The 16,254-nt window shown below is 68.6% G+C and carries 14 protein-coding genes; 10 read left to right on the forward strand and 4 right to left on the reverse strand.

The window, feature by feature from the left end; translation table 11 throughout:
* Nucleotides 1-98: 98 nt before the first annotated feature.
* Nucleotides 99-761 carry a DUF429 domain-containing protein gene (locus BLS85_RS00670; protein ID WP_092780607.1) on the forward strand — a complete coding sequence of 221 codons (663 nt, stop codon included), beginning with the start codon at nt 99-101 and terminating at the stop codon, nt 759-761.
* A gap of 132 nt (nt 762-893) precedes the next feature.
* On the opposite strand, the gene BLS85_RS00675 is transcribed toward BLS85_RS00670, so the two are convergent.
* Nucleotides 894-2,387: an aldehyde dehydrogenase family protein gene (locus tag BLS85_RS00675; protein ID WP_092780610.1), complete on the reverse strand. Its 1,494-nt coding sequence runs from the start codon at nt 2,385-2,387 to the stop codon at nt 894-896.
* A gap of 293 nt (nt 2,388-2,680) precedes the next feature.
* Here BLS85_RS00675 and BLS85_RS00680 point away from each other — a divergent pair, with 293 nt between their 5' ends.
* The 6 genes from BLS85_RS00680 to BLS85_RS00705 all read left to right on the forward strand — a co-directional run bounded on the left by BLS85_RS00680 (nt 2,681) and on the right by BLS85_RS00705 (nt 7,603).
* On the forward strand, nt 2,681-3,193 hold the full coding sequence (locus BLS85_RS00680; protein ID WP_092780613.1) for an HPr kinase/phosphorylase: 513 nt from the start codon (nt 2,681-2,683) through the stop codon (nt 3,191-3,193).
* Nucleotides 3,190-4,152, forward strand: coding sequence for an RNase adapter RapZ (gene rapZ / locus BLS85_RS00685; RefSeq protein WP_092780616.1), 963 nt, complete (start codon nt 3,190-3,192; stop codon nt 4,150-4,152). Before BLS85_RS00680 ends, rapZ begins: the two co-directional genes overlap by 4 nt.
* 33 nt (nt 4,153-4,185) lie before the next feature.
* Complete coding sequence (locus tag BLS85_RS00690) at nt 4,186-4,587, forward strand: PTS sugar transporter subunit IIA (protein ID WP_092780618.1); 402 nt, start codon at nt 4,186-4,188, stop codon at nt 4,585-4,587.
* A 5-nt stretch (nt 4,588-4,592) separates the two neighbouring features.
* Nucleotides 4,593-4,952 (forward strand): HPr family phosphocarrier protein, encoded by a 360-nt coding sequence (locus tag BLS85_RS00695; RefSeq protein WP_425438454.1) that lies wholly within the window; start codon nt 4,593-4,595, stop codon nt 4,950-4,952.
* Nucleotides 4,942-6,789, forward strand: coding sequence for a phosphoenolpyruvate--protein phosphotransferase (gene ptsP / locus BLS85_RS00700; protein ID WP_245699027.1), 1,848 nt, complete (start codon nt 4,942-4,944; stop codon nt 6,787-6,789). The genes BLS85_RS00695 and ptsP overlap by 11 nt, the downstream gene beginning before the upstream one ends.
* A gap of 184 nt (nt 6,790-6,973) precedes the next feature.
* A complete protein-coding gene (locus tag BLS85_RS00705) occupies nt 6,974-7,603 on the forward strand; it encodes an EF-hand domain-containing protein (protein WP_092780621.1) in 630 nt (209 codons plus the stop codon).
* Nucleotides 7,604-7,805: 202 nt separating this feature from the next.
* On the opposite strand, the gene BLS85_RS00710 is transcribed toward BLS85_RS00705, so the two are convergent.
* The 3 genes from BLS85_RS00710 to BLS85_RS00720 all read right to left on the reverse strand — a co-directional run bounded on the left by BLS85_RS00710 (nt 7,806) and on the right by BLS85_RS00720 (nt 12,024).
* Nucleotides 7,806-10,580: an ATP-binding protein gene (locus BLS85_RS00710; RefSeq protein WP_092780624.1), complete on the reverse strand. Its 2,775-nt coding sequence runs from the start codon at nt 10,578-10,580 to the stop codon at nt 7,806-7,808.
* Nucleotides 10,577-11,218 (reverse strand): biliverdin-producing heme oxygenase, encoded by a 642-nt coding sequence (locus BLS85_RS00715; RefSeq protein ID WP_092780627.1) that lies wholly within the window; start codon nt 11,216-11,218, stop codon nt 10,577-10,579. Before BLS85_RS00715 ends, BLS85_RS00710 begins: the two co-directional genes overlap by 4 nt.
* 95 nt (nt 11,219-11,313) lie before the next feature.
* Nucleotides 11,314-12,024, reverse strand: a complete 711-nt coding sequence (locus BLS85_RS00720; RefSeq protein ID WP_092780629.1) for a cytochrome b/b6 domain-containing protein — start codon at nt 12,022-12,024, stop codon at nt 11,314-11,316.
* A gap of 492 nt (nt 12,025-12,516) precedes the next feature.
* Between BLS85_RS00720 and BLS85_RS00725 the strand changes: the two genes are divergently transcribed.
* From BLS85_RS00725 to BLS85_RS00735, 3 genes are all read left to right on the forward strand, one after another.
* Nucleotides 12,517-13,782, forward strand: coding sequence for a LysM peptidoglycan-binding domain-containing protein (locus BLS85_RS00725; RefSeq protein ID WP_092780632.1), 1,266 nt, complete (start codon nt 12,517-12,519; stop codon nt 13,780-13,782).
* Complete coding sequence (locus BLS85_RS00730) at nt 13,779-15,296, forward strand: hypothetical protein (protein ID WP_092780635.1); 1,518 nt, start codon at nt 13,779-13,781, stop codon at nt 15,294-15,296. Before BLS85_RS00725 ends, BLS85_RS00730 begins: the two co-directional genes overlap by 4 nt.
* A gap of 79 nt (nt 15,297-15,375) precedes the next feature.
* On the forward strand, nt 15,376-16,149 hold the full coding sequence (locus BLS85_RS00735; RefSeq protein WP_092780638.1) for an SDR family NAD(P)-dependent oxidoreductase: 774 nt from the start codon (nt 15,376-15,378) through the stop codon (nt 16,147-16,149).
* Nucleotides 16,150-16,254 lie beyond the last annotated feature (105 nt).

Consider the following 16,254-nt stretch of genomic DNA (forward strand, 5'->3'; position numbering starts at 1 on the left):
ACACGCCCCCCTCCCAACCTCCCCCCGATGGGGGGAGGAGGCCGTCAGCTTTCACCGAACCGGAACGGATCAAAACGGACTTCGAATGAGGGGGAGCCATGCACACCGGTCGAGGTTCGGTCTTTGTTGGCTTTGATCCCGGTGGGAAGAGCGCTGTTGCGGTCCTGGTGGCGGAACACTCAGCACTTCGCGAGGCCCGCGTGGCGACGGTTGACTCGGTGGACGATGCCATGGCGTGGGTCCGCGATCAGGTCGGTACAGGCTCGATCATTGCTGCTGGGGTGGATGCCCTTTTGTTTTGGGAAACGAAGAAGAGCGGTTGGCGCGGGGCTGACCGCTGGCTTCAAAACACATACCCAGATTGTCGGAAGAGCGTGATTTGCGCCAACTCACTCTATGGGGCCATGGCCGTGCAAGGGATGGCGTTTGCCATGCGTCTGCGTCAGGCGTTTCCTGATGTCGCTCTGCTCGAAACACATCCAAAAGTTCTGTACGTCGCCAAGGCCCGGGCTCGCTATCCTAGAGACTGGCCAGACAGTCTTGACGCCAGGAAAGCCTCGGACTGGCTGCGCGGCGAATTGGGCCTTAAGGAGAAGGCTCTATCCTTCGCCAGTGACCACGAGTGGGATGCCGCGCTTTCGGCCTGGGTGGCTTGGAGTCACACGACACGGCCGTGGCCGAGGGATCTGGTTTCCGAATCTCCCGACAGGTCCGACATCCTCATGCCCGCCGGGCCGGTGGACTATCCATGGCCGACATGATGTGTCGGACCTCAGGTCTGCGGATGAAGGATGGCGTGAGGCGGTGCGAACCCCAACATGGTGTGAGGCCGGTGGGGTTCGGCGACCGACGCGGCCGAACCCCGCAAACGACCCCCGTGAACGGTCCCGCCATCACCCCATATTGAAGATAATGGTCTTCTTGTGGGTGAAGTGTTCCAGCATGGATTCCAGCGAGGCTTCCTTGCCCAGGCCGGAGCTCTTGACGCCGCCGTAGGACAGGTTGGGCTGCACCACCAGGTTCTGGTTGACCTGGACGAAGCCGGCCTCCAGCCGGTGGGTGGCGTCCAGCGCCGTCTTCAGATCGCTGGTCCAGATGGTGGCGGCGAGGCCGTATTCGCTGTCGTTGGCCTTGGCCAGAACGTCCTCGTAGTCGCTGAACTTGAAGATGCAGACCACCGGGCCGAAGACTTCCTCCTTGGCCGGCGCGGCGTCGGGCGAGACGTCGGTGAAGATGACCGGTTGCAGGAACAGACCCTTCGACAGCGCGGCGTCCTCCGGCATCTTCGAGCAGGTGATGCAGGTGGCACCCGCCTTCTTCCCGGCCTCGACGAAACCCTGCACCTTCTCCAACTGCTGCGGCGAGATGATGGTGCCGATATCGGTCGCCTCGTCCAGCGGGTCGCCCATCTTCATGGCGTCGACGCGGGCGCGCACCTTCTCGACGAAGGCATCGTGGACCGACTCGTGGACATAGATGCGGGACGACGCGGTACAACTCTGCCCCTGACGGGTGAAGCGCATGCCGGTGATCGCGCCTTCGACGGCGCGGTCGAGGTCGGCGTCGCCCATGATGATCATCGGGCTCTTGCCACCCAGTTCCAGCGTCGCCGGGATCAGGCGGTCGGCGGCGGCGCGGGCGACGATGCGGCCGGTCTCCACAGAGCCGGTGAAGCTGACCTTGGCGATCTTCGGATGGGCCACCAGCGGCCCGCCGCACTCGGGGCCGAAGCCCGACAGGATGTTGGCGCAGCCGGGCGGCAGGATCTCGTTCATGATCTGCATGACCCGCAGCACGGTCAGCGGCGCCTCCTCGGCCGACTTGACGACCACCGTGTTGCCGGCCACCAGGGCCGGGGCGATCTTCATCGCCATCAGCAACAAGGGCACGTTCCACGGAATGATGGCGCCGACCACGCCGACCGGCTCACGCGCCGTGACCGTCATCATGTTCGGGTTGAAGGGTACGGTCTCGCCCTTCAGTTCGGAGCCCAGGCCGCCGAAGAAGACGAACATGTCGGCCAGCACCGACGCCTCGACCCGGCTTTCCGTGCGCAGGGCCTTGCCGGTCTCCAGGGCGATCAGCTTACCCAGCTCGTCCACATGCTCCGCCAGCCGGGCGCCGCACTGGGCCACCAGCTTGCCGCGCTGGCGCGCCGGCATCTTTTTCCACTCGGCCTGGGCACGGGCGGCGGCCGCGACGGCCCGGTCCACGTCGGCGGCGTCTCCGTCCGCCGCTTGGCCGATGACCGCGCCGGTGGCCGGGTTGACGACGTCGAAGGCGCGTCCGGACGCGGCGGCGACGAACTGGCCGTCGATCAGGTGTTGGCCGCTCAGGGCCTTGGCCAGGGCAAACGGATCGGTCTGTGGTTCGGTGCTGACGGTCATGCGGAAGGTCCTCCCAGGGACGGACGCCGAGTCGGCCGGCGCCGTCGTGGCAATGATTGAAATCTAAGTCCGGCCGGCGATTGGGTCAGCCGCCTCGGTTGCGTCACTGATGCCATGGCCGGCGGCGGCATTCAAGCCGGCCCGGAACAAGCCATGCCTCGGTCTCTTTCAACGGCGCGTGCAAACGGACATACTGTCGCCCGATGCTCTCTCCGCGCGCCATCCGGGAGAGCGGCCACGGCCCGGGTCTCGGTATGGCCCGGGTGAGGAGGAAGTGAAGGGAGCAGGGCACCGTGAGTGAAACCGCGACCGTGCATGGAACCTGTATCGCCCTGCCGGAAGGTGCCGTATTGCTTCGCGGCGCGCCGGGGTCGGGCAAGTCCGATCTGGCGTTGCGCCTGCTGGATATGGCGGACGCCCGGCTGGTGGCCGACGATCAGGTAGTTCTGACCCGCGATCACGAGGCGGGCATCGTGCTGGCCTCGGTGCCGGAGCCGCTTGGCGGGCTTCTGGAGGTGCGCGGCGTTGGCGTGATTTCGCTGGGGGCGGGGCGCTGGGTGACCTACGCGCCGCTTGTGGCGGTCATCGACTTGGCGGCGCGGCCGGATGACGTGCCGCGCGCGCCGGGTGTGGTGATGCGTGATCCGATGGCCGTGGCGCCCGGAGACGACGAGGCGGACGGCGCCATTCCGGTGCGGGGCTTCACCCTGTGGCCGTTCGAGGCCTCGGCGCCGGCCAAGGTTCGCTTGGTGGTCTCCGTGGCCGCGCACGGGCTTGTCCCGCTCACGGAAGGGGAGCCGTCATGACGCCGGGGGACGCCACCGCGGAGTCCGGCCACCTCGGCTCGGAGGGGGGGGAAGCCGGCGCCTCTCCGGGGCGCCAGCGTTTGGTCGTGCTGACGGGCATGTCCGGGGCCGGGAAGTCCTCTGCGCTGGCGGCGCTGGAGGACCTGGGCTACGAGGCCGTGGATAACCTGCCTCTGTCGCTCCTCGATGGACTGATTGCCGGTGGCGCGCTCGACCGGCCGTTGGCGGTGGTGACCGATGTGCGGACGCGCGACTTCACCATCGACAGGTTGTTGGACACCGTGGAGCGACTGCGGGCGCGTTCGACCCTGGATGTCACCCTTCTGTTCCTGGACTGCGCCGATGACGTACTGCGTCGGCGGTTCACGGAGACTCGGCGCCGTCATCCGCTGGCCCTGGACCGGCCCCTCCTGGACGGGCTGGCCCTGGAGCGGGCCAGCATGGGGCCGTTGCGGGCCCGGGCTGACGTGCTGGTGGACACGGCGCACTGGACGCTTGGCGAGTTGAAGCGGCGTCTGGAGGATCAACTCGGTCTGGCGGCGGGGACGGAGTCGACGCTGATCGCCGTGGTGTCCTTCGGTTTCCGCCATGGCTTGCCGCGCGAAGCGGATCTTGTGTTCGACGTCCGTTTCCTGCGTAATCCCCACTATGTGTCGAACCTGCGGCCGTTGTCCGGCCGCGATGCGGACGTGGCCGCCTACGTCGAGGCGGATCCGGATTTCGCCCGGTTCTGGTCGGCCCTGACGGAACTGTTGGAGGTCGTGCTGGCCCGACAGCAGGGCGAGGGGAAAAGTTACCTGACCGTGGCCATTGGGTGCACGGGGGGGCGGCATCGGTCGGTGTTGGTCGCGGAACGTCTTGGCGACTGGTTGCGCGCCCGTGACGGGCGGGTGACGGTGCGTCACCGCGATCTGGACCGGGGCGCGCAACAGGAAGGACAGACAGGCCATGGTGCGTAGGTGCCCGAGCTTCATGAACGGGACAGAGAACCGATGATCGGACTGGTGCTCGTGACTCACGGCCGTCTGGCCGAAGAGATGCTGGCCGCGCTGGAACATGTGGTGGGCAGTCAGTCGAACGTGGCCACCATCTGCATCGGCCCAGATGACGACATGGAGCAGCGGCGCGCTGATATCGTCGAGGCGGTCTCGCGGGTCGAACAGGGACAGGGGGTCATCGTTCTGACGGATATGTTCGGCGGCACGCCGTCGAATCTGGCGATCTCGATCATGGATCGGGCCAGCATCGAGGTCATCGCCGGCGTCAACCTGCCGATGCTTATCAAGCTGGCATCGGTGCGCGCGACGGAGCCCCTGGGCGATGCCGTGACCAGCGCCCAGCTTGCCGGGCGCAAGTACATCAATGTGGCCTCGCGGCTGCTGACTCAGGAGTAGGACCGGTGGTCATCGCCACTCCGGCCGCCGGGCCAGGGTTTCGCCGCCGTGTTCTTCAGGTCGCCGACTCGGGCGGTGATCCGGGTTCGGGATCGGTGGCGCAGCGCGCCGATTGCACCATCGTCAACCAGCGGGGTCTGCACGCCCGTGCCGCCGCCCGGTTCGTCAAGACCGCCGAGCGGTTTGACGCATCGGTGAAGGTGTTCAGCCGGGGGCAGGAGGTGTCGGGCCACTCGATCATGGGCCTGATGATGCTGGCCGCCGGCACGGGATCGACCATTCATGTGGTGTGCGAGGGGCGCGAAGCGTCCGAGGCGCTGACCGCGCTGCGGGAACTGGTTGCGGGTGGGTTCCATGAAGAGTAGGACCGACAGACCGTTGCCGACCGTGTGGAGCCGCCCGGGCGTGTCGGGGGGCGACGGGCTGGAGGAGGCCGCCGGCTCGGTCGCGGGTGGGGTGCCGCCCATGGTCCGTCTGGACGGCGTGGCGGTCGGCCCTGGCATCGGGATCGGCACCATCTATCTGCATGACACCGGCCTGTCGCCGATTCCCGAATACCGCATCGCCGGCGGTCTGGTGGAACGGGAACGCCTGCGCCTCGCCGAGGCGGCGGATCGGGCCATCGCCGAACTGCGGGCGCTGGGCAGCAAGGTCCGCGCCCTGTCGGACGGGCCGGGCGAGGAACTGGCCTGCATCCTGGAGGCCTACGAGCAGATGCTGCGCGGCTCGCGGTTGCTGCGGGGCGCGGATCGACGCATCGGCGAATACCGGGTCAACGCCGAGGCGGCGGTACGGGTCGAGATGACCGAGTTGATCGGTGCCTTCTCGGCCATGGACGACGACTATCTGGCTGCCCGCATCGACGACATCCGTGAGGTCGGCCGGCGCCTGATCCGCAATCTCACGCGGCGCCCGCGTCAGCCCGGGCTGACCACCGTGCCGCGCGGCAGCATCATCGTGGCCGAGGAGCTGAGTCCGGCCGATACCGCGCTGCTTAATCCTCGTCTGGTGGGCGGACTGGCGACGACGCTGGGCGCGCGCCAGAGCCACACCGCCATCATGGCCCGCTCGCTGGGGCTGCCGGCGGTGGTGGCGGTGCCCGGACTGATGCGTCATGCCGGTGCCGGGGCGACGGTGGTGGTCGATGGTGCCAGCGGTGCCGTCATCCTCAATCCCGATCCGGAGACCCTGTCGTGGTACCGTAACCGGCGGGCCAGTTTCCTGCGCACGCGGCGCAGCCTGCTGCGCCTGCGCGATGTGCCGTCGGTGACGCGCGACGGGGTGCCCGTGCATCTGCACGCCAACGTGGAACTGCCGTCCGAGGTGGAGGCCGTGTCGCAATCCGGCGCGGAGGGGATCGGACTGGTGCGTTCCGAGTTCCTCTACATGAACCGCGACTCGCTGCCCGGAGTCGAGGAGCAGGCGGAGGCTTTCCGGACCCTCATCGAACATATGAAAGGGCGCCCGGTGACCATCCGCACCCTGGACCTGGGCGGGGAGAAACTGGGCGATGCGCTGGACATCAAGGCCGGCGCCAATCCCGCCCTGGGGCTGCGGGCGGTGCGGCTGTCCCTGACCCGGACCGAGCTGCTGCGCACGCAGTATGCCGCGATTCTCCGCGCCGCCTGTCACGGTCCGGCGCGGATCTTGCTGCCCATGGTCTGCACCGTGGACGAGGTGCGCGCCGCCCGGGGCATCCTGAACGAGGTGGTGGCGAGCTTCCGGGCCGAGGGGCAGGCACTGCCGGATCCATTGCCGCCCCTGGGCGTGATGATCGAGGTGCCGGCCGCCGCCCTGTCGGCCGATGCGTTGGCCCGCGAGGTGGATTTCTTCGCCATCGGCACCAACGACCTGACCCAGTATGCGCTGGCCATCGACCGCACGGACGAGGCGGTCGCCCATCTGTACGATCCGTTGCATCCGGCCGTGCTGCGGTTGATTCACTTCGCCACCGGCGCGGCGCAGGCGGCCGGGATTCCGGTGTCGCTGTGCGGCGAGATGGCCGGCGATCCGCGCCTGACGGCGTTGCTGTTCGGCCTAGGCGTGCGGGAGTTGTCCATGGCCGCCTACGCCATTCCGGCGGTCAAGCAGCGGGTGCGCCGAATCACCCAGGATTCGGCGCGGGAGCACGCCCACCGCATTCTCGGCCAGCCTGACGCGCGCCACATCGCCGCGCTGGTGGACAGCTTCAGCGGCGGGTGAGCCCCGCAGCTTTAAGGTTTCGAACATCCTGTCACACTTTGTCATCGCTTTCCCGAGGGTCTGACAAACCCGGGTCACGGGCCGGGTGTTGAATGACCTCATCGGCGGACGGGAGCACCGCTTCCCCCGTCGCCATTCAAGACACACGGCACGCCCCATCATGGGTGTCCGGAGATCACGGGAGATGATGATGAAGACCGCAACGAAACGCATTCTGATGACCACCGCCGCCGTCGCCGTCGTGGCCGGTCTGGGCATGGCCGCCGTTTCCTCCGGTGCCGAGGCCCGGGGTTGGGGCGACGGTCCGGGGTTTTACCAGGGCATGGGCGGCGGCCCGTGCGGCCGTGGCGGCATGATGGCCGGCCCCGGTGGCCCCGGTGGCCCCGGCGGGCGCGTCGGTGGGTCGGGTGGCATGCTGACCGTGATGGACGCCGACGACGACGGCACCGTCACGCGCGCCGAGTTCGACCGCTTCCACGACCTGGGCTTCGCCGCCATGGACACCGACGGTGACGGCGAGGTCAGCCGTCAGGATTTCATCGACGGCCGTCAGCCTGTCTTCGTCACGGATGATGACCGGGGCCGCCGGTGGAATTCGGACCAGCGCGCCGAGCGTCGTGCCAACCGTTTGGGCCAGCGCTTCGATGTCTGGGACGCCAACGCGGACGGCGTCGTGACGGCGGACGAATTCAAGGCTGCCGGCGCCACCCGGTTCGAGGTCCTCGACCTCGACGGCAACGGCGCGGTTGAGAAACAGGAAGTCGCGGCGGCCATGATGTTCGGCCCGCGCGGGTCGATGATGGGCCGGCAATAGGGCACCACGCCCGCTTCCAGGGGCGGACGGCCAGTCGCAAAGGTAGGCCGTCCGTCGCTTGGACGTTGAATCGCGGGTGTGATACGGCTTTCGGTGAAATGGTTCGCACCCGTCGGGCGGCTGGCCGAAGGACAGCCGCCCATCGACATCCCGGCGGCTGTCCTTCGGCCAGCCGCCCAGAAGCAACAGGTCCCAGTTTTTCCTAGTCCCCCGTGTACGGATTGTCGCGGGCTACGATGCGGTGTCGGGGCAGCGTCGCCTGCACGGTGGTGCCCGATCCGGGATTGCTGGTGACGGCGATGGTGCCGCCATGAAGATCGATCAGCGTCCGCGCCAGCGCCAGACCCAGGCCACGGCGGGGCTCCAGGGTTCCGACGTATTGCGACGTCGGCGTGCCCACCGGTCGCGTCAGGCTCATCATGTCGTCCTCGTCCAGGCCGAGGCCGCAGTCGCTGATCGAAATCCGGGGCTCGCCGCCGCGTTCCATGATGAGGCGGATCATGATCGTGCCACCCTCCGGCGTGGCGCGCAGGGCGGCGGCGATCAAGGTGGTGAAGGCCTGACGCAGGGCGTCGTGATCGCCCTGGACCAGGATCCGCTCGTTCGGAAGGTGCCAGTCCCAGGTGACGCCGGCGTGGTGATGGGTGTCGCGCAGCATGCGACAGATCTCGCCGATCAGCAGGGTCAGATCGAACACCGTGCTGGCCGAGGGATTGACACCCTGTTCGAGGCGGGTCACGTCGAGAACCTCATTCAGCAGGTCGAGCAGATTGCCGCTCAGCCCCCGGATCTTGCCCGCGTAATCCCTGTAGCGGTCGGTCTTCGCCGAACCCGGGCTTTGGTCGAGAGTATCGGCGAATCCCTGGATTGCCTGCAGCGGGTCCCGCAGTTCGCGGGAGAGCTGGGCCAGGAACTCGTTCCGGCTGCGCGCCCGCGCCAGGGCCTGCTGGCGGGCAACGCCCAGGGCCCGTTGCGTGCGGTAGATGCTGGTGACGTCCTCGAAGGTATAGATGACCCATGCGCGGGTTTCATCCGGCCGCGAGACCGAGAACAGGCCGCGCCTTAGCACCTTGAGCGTCCGGTGTCCGGCTTCGCCTGACCACCACTCGACCTCCTTCGAGGCTCCCAGGGGCAGGGCCGTGATGGTGCCGGGCAGGCCGAGGGCGCGCAGGACGTCCCGAACCGGCCGTCCCTCAATGTCGCCGGCGTCCAGATCGAACTGCGTGCGGAAGACCTGATTGCCGGCCACGGCAATGTCGTGGTCCCCCCCCAGGGCCCTGGGCGACGTTAGCAGGGTGCCGCTGTCCACCAGATCCAGCCCCTCAAGCAGGCTTTCGGCGCGGGCCTCGAAGCGCGACAGAAGCGTGTTCACGCCCCTGGTGAGATCCTCTGTCTGCGCCTCGACGCCATGCGCGGCGTCAGGATCGGTCGTGGGGTGTTCGGTCAGCAGGGTGGCGCAGCCCTGGATCAGGGTCAGCGTCCACGGGTCCCAGGGGCGCGACTGTCCGCGAACCTCCTGCCTCCACAGATTGAACGACTTGCGCGGCGACAGCCTGTTGGAGGCGCTGTCCACCTCGACCGCCTTGTTGGGGTCGCCGCCCCAATGGACTTCGTGAACCAGTTCGTCGCGGAAGCAGGCCAGCGCTACGTCCGGCGTGTCGCCTGGAAACGCCACCAGCGCCCCGTGACAGGCCGGCATGTCGAGTCCGTCGGTCACACCCGTGTTGGGCAGGTTGTGAGACGCGAAAACGCCGTCCTGAGCCTGCTGGAACGCCCGCTCCAGGAAGACGGACATCGCGTTGGCCGGGGGCGCGTTGCCGATGGCGGCGGTCTGTCCGGCGACATGCAGGGCGATGCCGTCGCAATGCAGCACGTCGCTCAGGCGGGGGCTGCCGAAGAACAGGGCGTCCAGGGCGGTGGCGTGATCGACGACGCGGGAGCCGAACATCTCCAGGAAGCGGTGCGCCCGGCGGTTCTGGCGGTCGCGCCGCAGGCTCAGGATGTCGGCGGTGCGGTCGGAGGCGCGGGAGGTCACCCGGCCCACGGCGTCGCGGCGATGCCACGGCAGGGCTTTCGGTCCGTTGTGGTGGCAAGCGATCAGCCCCCACAGCGCGCCGTCGACCACGAGGGATGCCACCAGTGTGGCCCCGACGCCCATATTGCGCAGGTACTCGATATGATACGACGACACGCTCCGCAGGATCGCGTGTCCCAGGTCAAGGGGCGCGCCGTCTGTGCGGGACACGTCCCGGGTCATGGCGACGGGAATGGCGCCGACGTCCGCGATCAGGCGCAGGCGGTTGCTGAGGTATAACCGGCGCGCCTGAGAAGGGATGTCGGAGGCCGGATACCGCAGTCCCAGGAACGGGGTCAATTCCGGGGTGCACGTCTCTGCGACCACCTCGCCCGACCAGTCGGGATGAAACATGTAGGCCATGACCCGGTCGTAGTCCGTCAGGCCGGCGATGGCCTGGACGGTCTGGTCCAAGAAGACATAGAGATTCTCGCTCTCCCACAGGCTGGCCATGGCGACGGCCTCGGTTCCGAAGGACTCCTCCGCGTCGTCCTCATCGGACTCGGTGGTCGGCTCGAGTTCCAGGATCAGGCGGGCTTCGTCCGCATCCCCGATCCTGTGCGGCGTGGCCCGAAGCCGCGGGACCGGGGCCACATCGCTGATCGAGCGGGCATAGAACCCGGCGACCGGAACGGTTTCGGGTTGTCCCGCGCGCTCCAGCAGATCCTCAAGCGCGGCCACGGCCAAACCGTCCAGGATGGTATTGATCGGCCGGTTGAGCAGGTCCTCGACGGCCTCTCCCAGGATCAGGCCGCTGTTCAGGCTGGCGCGCTGAACGGTCAGGGAGGGTCCGCCCAGGATCAGGACGCAGCCGTGAGGCTGCACCAGCTCCAGCAGGTGGATTGCCTCATTCTCACATTCACTGAGATCGACCGTCGGCAGGTCGGCGTCATGATCGGTCATGGCGTCTCTTGGAACCAGTCGGCCAGAACGGAGAACCCGAGCATGGCGGCCTGAACCGCGTTATCGGCGCGGGTTGGGTCGCGGCCCTGCGCGTCCATAAACACACTGAAGCGCCGCCACTGCTCGCTCAGGTCCATGCCGGGCGTGCCGAGAAAGCGGGTGGCGGAGCGGAGCTCCGGCGGCAGAACCTCGGCGAGGTGACGGGTCATGGTGCGCCCGCCCAGGCGGGAGCCCTCGGACAGATACAGCAGGCCCATGGCCGCGCCCTCACCCGTGGGCAGGGTCGGAAGGTCGCCCCCCAATGCCGGGCCGGCCGGGACGATGCCGGCCCGATTCAGATCCTCCAGATCCCGGGCCAGATGGGGCCGGCGGGACTGGCGCGGGAAGCCCTGGGCCTCGAACCAGGGGTCGGCCGCGATCAGAACCTGCGTTTCCGCCATCTCCATGAAAGCGTCGAAGCGCTCCAGGATGGTGCGGTACCGGGACAGGTCCGGCGTCTCGGCGAGCAGGGTGCTCAGCCCCGGGGCGACATGGAGGGCCTCGTGCGGCTCGCGCGTGGCGACGCGCAGCCGGGCCATGAGGGAGGTCTCGGTGCCGGCGGGGGCGGCGGCTTCTGAGATCGACACGGGATCGGCCATGAGCGGGGCTCGTCTGCGGTTGGCGGGTGGCGGGCGGAAAGACGCTAGCAGTGTCGGGCGGTTGTCGTCATGGCGCTGTGATCCGAAGGGCGCCGCTACATCATCGCGTACAGGCTCCACGCCGCCGCCGCCGAAATCAGACCCACGCCCAAGGCCACCACGGGCTTGGCCATGCGGGGCGGCGGGTCCGCCTTGTCATGGGGCAAAGCCTTCCATCCCGTGACCATGGGACGGATCAGGTTCTCCCTCTTGATGAACAGATAGGCGAACGCGGCCAGAACGTGTAGGGCGGCCAGGGTCAAGAGCGTGTTGAACAGGGTCTTTTTGTGCAGACTGGTCAGGGTCTCGGAGGTGTCGCTGTCCACCAGTGGAGCCAGCGGTCCCTCGATGAAGGCATAGGTCATCTCGCTGGCGAACAGCCCGGTCACCGCCTGGGCGCCGGCGACGAGCAGCAGAAGCAGGACCATTACCGCGCCGGCCGGATTATGACCGACACTGTAATCGGGGGTGCCGCCGAACACCCGCCGGGCATAGGCCACGACGGCGCCCGGGCCGCGCACGAAGTCCCCGAACCGGGCCGTCTGGCTGCCCAGAATGCCCCAGACAAGTCGGAACAGCAACAGGCCCACGACCACATGACCGGCGATGAAATGAACGGTGAAATTGCCCTGCTCGCCGCTCAGCCAACACAGGCCCAGCGCGGCGACCAGCGCCCAGTGGAACAGGCGGGTCGGGGCGTCCCATACCTTGACGGTGCGTTTCGGCTGGGTCTGGTCATGGGCGGCGGTCGTCAGCGGCGTTGTCATGGCGGCGGGTCCTGGGCCTTTCTCTGTGGCGGGGGGGGGCGGAAAACGGGCGTACGTAGAGTAGCGACGTGACCGGTTCGGGGAAAGGGTTCCGGTGGCATGACAGCAGTTCTCAATTCGGGTTTTTCCGGTCACGCGGCGTTCCTTGGGTGTCTGGCAGGTGGCCCAGACGCAAACCACACTCCCTCCGCTGGATAGGGGGGCTGGGGTGGGGTTGACGCGGCACGCACACCCGGCGCGAAGACCAACTCGCGCCCCTCCCAACCTCCTCACGCCGGGGCGAGGAGGCCAAGCAGCGCTATCCGGTCGACTGTCGCCCGGCCATATTGAGACCCGCTGATGGCCTGACACCGGGATTGATGGGACGGTCTCTTCGCGATGGTGTGATCGGCGGTTGCCAGCGGGGCCTGTGCTCGTCACAGTCTGCGAACGCCACGCGGGCAGTCTTTTCGCGCCGTCTTGCCGGGCGTTTGTCCAAGGGGAGGCAGAACCATGTCCCAGCGTCTCCTATGGAGCCTTGTCGGTCTCGCCGGGGTCCTGACTGTTGCGGTGCTGGCGTGGCATCTTGCGACATGGTCGGTGGAACCCGTCCGACAGGCCGTCGTGCGGCCCCCGGCCGCCCCTGAGTCGGAGCCCGAACCGGTCGCGTCGACCGGCGGACAGAGCCTGGATCTGGCGATGGAGACGGCGCGGGAGACGCTCGACGCGGTGGCGGACGACACGGTGGCGGACGACTCTGGGGCGTCGGTGTCCGCTCCAGCCTCCGCCGCGCCGGAACGGGACGCCGAGCCCCCCCCCGGTCCCGACGTGCCTCGGTTCGACGTGGTGCGGGTTGAGCCCGATGGAAGCGCCGTCATGGCCGGTCGGGCCGCTCCAGGGGCGCGGGTCTCCATTCTGGACGCCGGAACCGCCATCGGCGAGGTGACCGCCGACAGGCGGGGGGAGTGGGTGTTCCTGCCCGACGAACCGTTGGCCCCGGGCGACCGGGAACTGTCGCTGTCGGCGCAGGGGGGTGCCGGAGCCGGCGCGGGGCGGTTCGGCTCGGATGTCCGGGTGGATATGGATATGCCGTCAGGAACCGCGACCGCCTCGGTTTCGGCGTCTGAGGGGAGCGAGTCCCGGCGGGTCTCGGACACCGTGGTGGTTCTGTCGGTGCCGGGCGCGGGCGATGATCGCCCCGTCATTGCGCTGGAGGCGCCGCGCCAGGGCGGAGAGGCGGTTCGGCTCCTGCAGGGGCCGGGAGGGCCGTCCGCCGTCGGCGAGTTGAGCCTGTCGCGCGTGGATTACAGCGCCAGCGGCGGGGTTTCCCTGTCCGGCACGGCCCGCCCCAATGTCACGGTGCAACTCTATCTGGATAACGAGCCGGTGGCGCGTGCGCAAACCGATGGAACGGGGGCGTGGACCGCCACGCCGGAGGCCTCCGCCCTCGACGACAGGGTCTACACCCTGCGGGTGGACGAACTGGGCGCTGACGGCGGGGTGGCCCAGCGCGTCGAACTGCCTTTCCGCCACACCGACGTCACGCTGAGAAGCGCCGGCCCGGGCGAAACGATGGTGGTCGTGCAGCCGGGCAACAGTCTGTGGCGCGTGGCCCGCGTGGTCTATGGCCAGGGCATCGACTACACCATCATTTACGAGGCCAACCAGGACCAGATTCGCGACCCCGATCTGATCTATCCCGGTCAGGTGTTCCTGGTGCCCGATGCCGGGCTTAGCGGGGATGCCCCGCCGTTGGCGGACGAGCAGGGCGATCCATGACCACGCCGCGCCCCGTCCGCATCCTGCACCCGCGACCGTCCGGTGTCCCCGGGGCCGCCGCGCTGGATGATCTGGCGCTCATCACCGCCGAGGGGTTGCGCGACCTGGGCCATGCGGTCGCGCGGACGTCGGACGGCATGGACGCGGAGGCCCTGACCATCCTCATCGGTGGCCACCTGATGGACGGCCGGGGCGTCGATGCGCTGCCGCCGGACGTGTTGGTCTACAACGCCCTGCCTGTGCCGCGGGGCGGACTGTCCGGGCGCTATCCAGAGTACGCCCGCCTGCTGGCTCGCAATCCGGTCTGGGATGTCAGCCGGTCCTCGCGCGATGCCATCGTCGGTGCCTTTCGCAGGGACGCCGACGCGGTTCGACACGTCCCGGCCGGCTGGGTTCCGGCTCTGGCCCGTTTGCCGGCGGTGCGCGCCCAGGACGTCGGCGTGCTGTTCATCGGTCCCATGACCCGGGAGCGTTGGCGCCTGATGGCCGAACTTGAGGCGCACGGGCTGGAGATGCGGGCCGTTGCCGAGGTGTATGGCAAGAAGCGCGACGCCCTGGTTGCGCGCGCCAGCATGGTGCTGGAACTGGCGCCGCTGGAGGAGCAGACACCGGAGCCGACCCGTCTGGTCTACCTGCTCGCCAACCGCAAGGTGGTGCTGGCCGAGGCCACGCCCGACCTGGAGGCCGACGCCGACCTTCGCGCCGCCGTGCGGCTGGCGCCGTTCGCCGAACTGGCCCGCGCCTGCCAGCGGCTGGCCAACGATGTGGACGGCCGTCAGGCATTGCAGCAACGTGGCCTTGACGCGGTGCGGCGGCGCGATGCCGCGTCGGTGTTGAAGCAGGCCATGGAGGGGCTGCCGCGAACCGCTCCCATGGCCTCCACCGGATCGCCCGTCGAAGCGCCCGTGACCGCGCCGGTCTCGGGTCCGGCCGGGCGGGCGTTCGCATCCGTGCCGACGGTGCTAAACCTGAACGGCGACCGCGATCCCGTCGAAGAGGCCGTCAATCTGGCGTTGCCGGGCGCGCCCGCGCCGGTCGGCGCCGCGCCGCCGGACATTGTGGCCGATCCGTGCGATCCAACGCTTCCGGGGCGCGTGCTCGACACCGGCCGGTTCGGTCCGGTGGCCTTTTCGCCGGGGGCCTTCACCCGCATTCTGGCGCCGTGGGTGCCGGCCCGGGTGCCGGACCTGATCGGGTTCATGACGACCTGCCTCCGCCTGCTGACGGAGGGCGGGACCATCGAGATCCTGGTGCCCTACGACCTGTCGCACGGGGCCTGGGCCGATCCCGCCAACCGGCGGGCGTTCAACGAGCACGCCTTCACCGCCTTCACCGACGGGCACGAGGCGATTGGCTGGAGCGAGGCACGGTTCGATCTGGACAGCCTGGAGTTCGCCTTCTCCCCCCTGGGGGAGCGTCTGGAGGCCGAGGGCACCCCTCTGGAGACTCTTCTGGCCACACCGCGTGCCGTGGAGGCCATGCGGGTGGTACTGCGCAAGCGAACGCTGGAATAGCGCGCCTCCGTCCGGTACATGAGGATGGGGCTCGACGCCCTTTTCGCGATCCTTCGAACTATCAGGGACCCCCGATACCATGCAGATTTCCGGTCATGCCGCCATCGTCACCGGCGGCGCCTCCGGCCTGGGGCAGGCCACCGCGCGCGTGCTGGCCGAGGCCGGCGCGCGTGTCACCGTATTGGATGTCAACGCTGACGGCGCCGCCGCCACCGCTTCGGAGTTCGGCGGGCTCGGTCTGGGCTGCGACGTCACCAGCGCCGAGTCCGTGGCGGCGGCGCTGGACACGGCGGCGGCCGCGCACGGGCCAGCCCGCATCTGCGTGAACTGCGCCGGCATCGTCGCCGGGGGACGGGTGGTCGGCAAGCAGGGGCCGCACGATCTGGACACGTTTTCCCGCGTCATCGGGATCAACCTGATCGGCACTTTCAACGTCATGAGTCAGGCCGCCGCCGCCATGGCGGCCCTGGACCCCGAGCCGCAGGACGAGGCCGAGCACGAGCGCGGCGTGATCGTCAACACCGGCTCCATCGCCGCCACCGACGGCCAGATCGGACAGGCGGCCTACGCGGCGTCGAAGGGCGGCGTGGCCGCGCTGACCCTGCCGGCGGCCCGTGAGCTGGCGCGCTCCGGCGTGCGGGTCATGTGCATCGCGCCGGGCCTGTTCCGGACGCCGATGTTCGACAGCTTTCCTCCGGATCTCTACGAAGCGCTCGTCAAGAAGACGTTGCATCCGCACCGCCTGGGCAAGCCGGAGGAATTCGGCCAGATGGTCCGGTCCCTGATCGAGAATCCGATGATGAACGGCAGCGTGGTGCGCCTGGACGGCGCCCTGCGCATGGAGCCGAAGTAGGCCCGCCATTGCGCTGTCCGGCACACCAGGGCAATCGGGCGAACGCCCTGTTGACGACATGCGAAACTTCGTAGGGCGGGTTCGCGCCGAAGGCGCAACCCGCCG

This window comes from Rhodospira trueperi (assembly GCF_900101965.1).
Classification (GTDB): Bacteria; Pseudomonadota; Alphaproteobacteria; order Rhodospirillales; family Rhodospirillaceae; genus Rhodospira; species Rhodospira trueperi.

Coding starts and splice junctions, on each gene's coding strand:
- rapZ (WP_092780616.1), top strand. CDS start 3,190: ATGACGCCGGGGGACGCCACCGCGGAGTCCGGCCACCTCGGCTCGGAG.
- BLS85_RS00720 (WP_092780629.1), bottom strand. CDS start 12,024: ATGACAACGCCGCTGACGACCGCCGCCCATGACCAGACCCAGCCGAAA.
- BLS85_RS00710 (WP_092780624.1), bottom strand. CDS start 10,580: ATGACCGATCATGACGCCGACCTGCCGACGGTCGATCTCAGTGAATGT.
- BLS85_RS00690 (WP_092780618.1), top strand. CDS start 4,186: ATGATCGGACTGGTGCTCGTGACTCACGGCCGTCTGGCCGAAGAGATG.
- BLS85_RS00725 (WP_092780632.1), top strand. CDS start 12,517: ATGTCCCAGCGTCTCCTATGGAGCCTTGTCGGTCTCGCCGGGGTCCTG.
- BLS85_RS00705 (WP_092780621.1), top strand. CDS start 6,974: ATGATGATGAAGACCGCAACGAAACGCATTCTGATGACCACCGCCGCC.
- BLS85_RS00675 (WP_092780610.1), bottom strand. CDS start 2,387: ATGACCGTCAGCACCGAACCACAGACCGATCCGTTTGCCCTGGCCAAG.
- BLS85_RS00715 (WP_092780627.1), bottom strand. CDS start 11,218: ATGGCCGATCCCGTGTCGATCTCAGAAGCCGCCGCCCCCGCCGGCACC.
- BLS85_RS00730 (WP_092780635.1), top strand. CDS start 13,779: ATGACCACGCCGCGCCCCGTCCGCATCCTGCACCCGCGACCGTCCGGT.
- BLS85_RS00670 (WP_092780607.1), top strand. CDS start 99: ATGCACACCGGTCGAGGTTCGGTCTTTGTTGGCTTTGATCCCGGTGGG.
- ptsP (WP_245699027.1), top strand. CDS start 4,942: ATGAAGAGTAGGACCGACAGACCGTTGCCGACCGTGTGGAGCCGCCCG.
- BLS85_RS00735 (WP_092780638.1), top strand. CDS start 15,376: ATGCAGATTTCCGGTCATGCCGCCATCGTCACCGGCGGCGCCTCCGGC.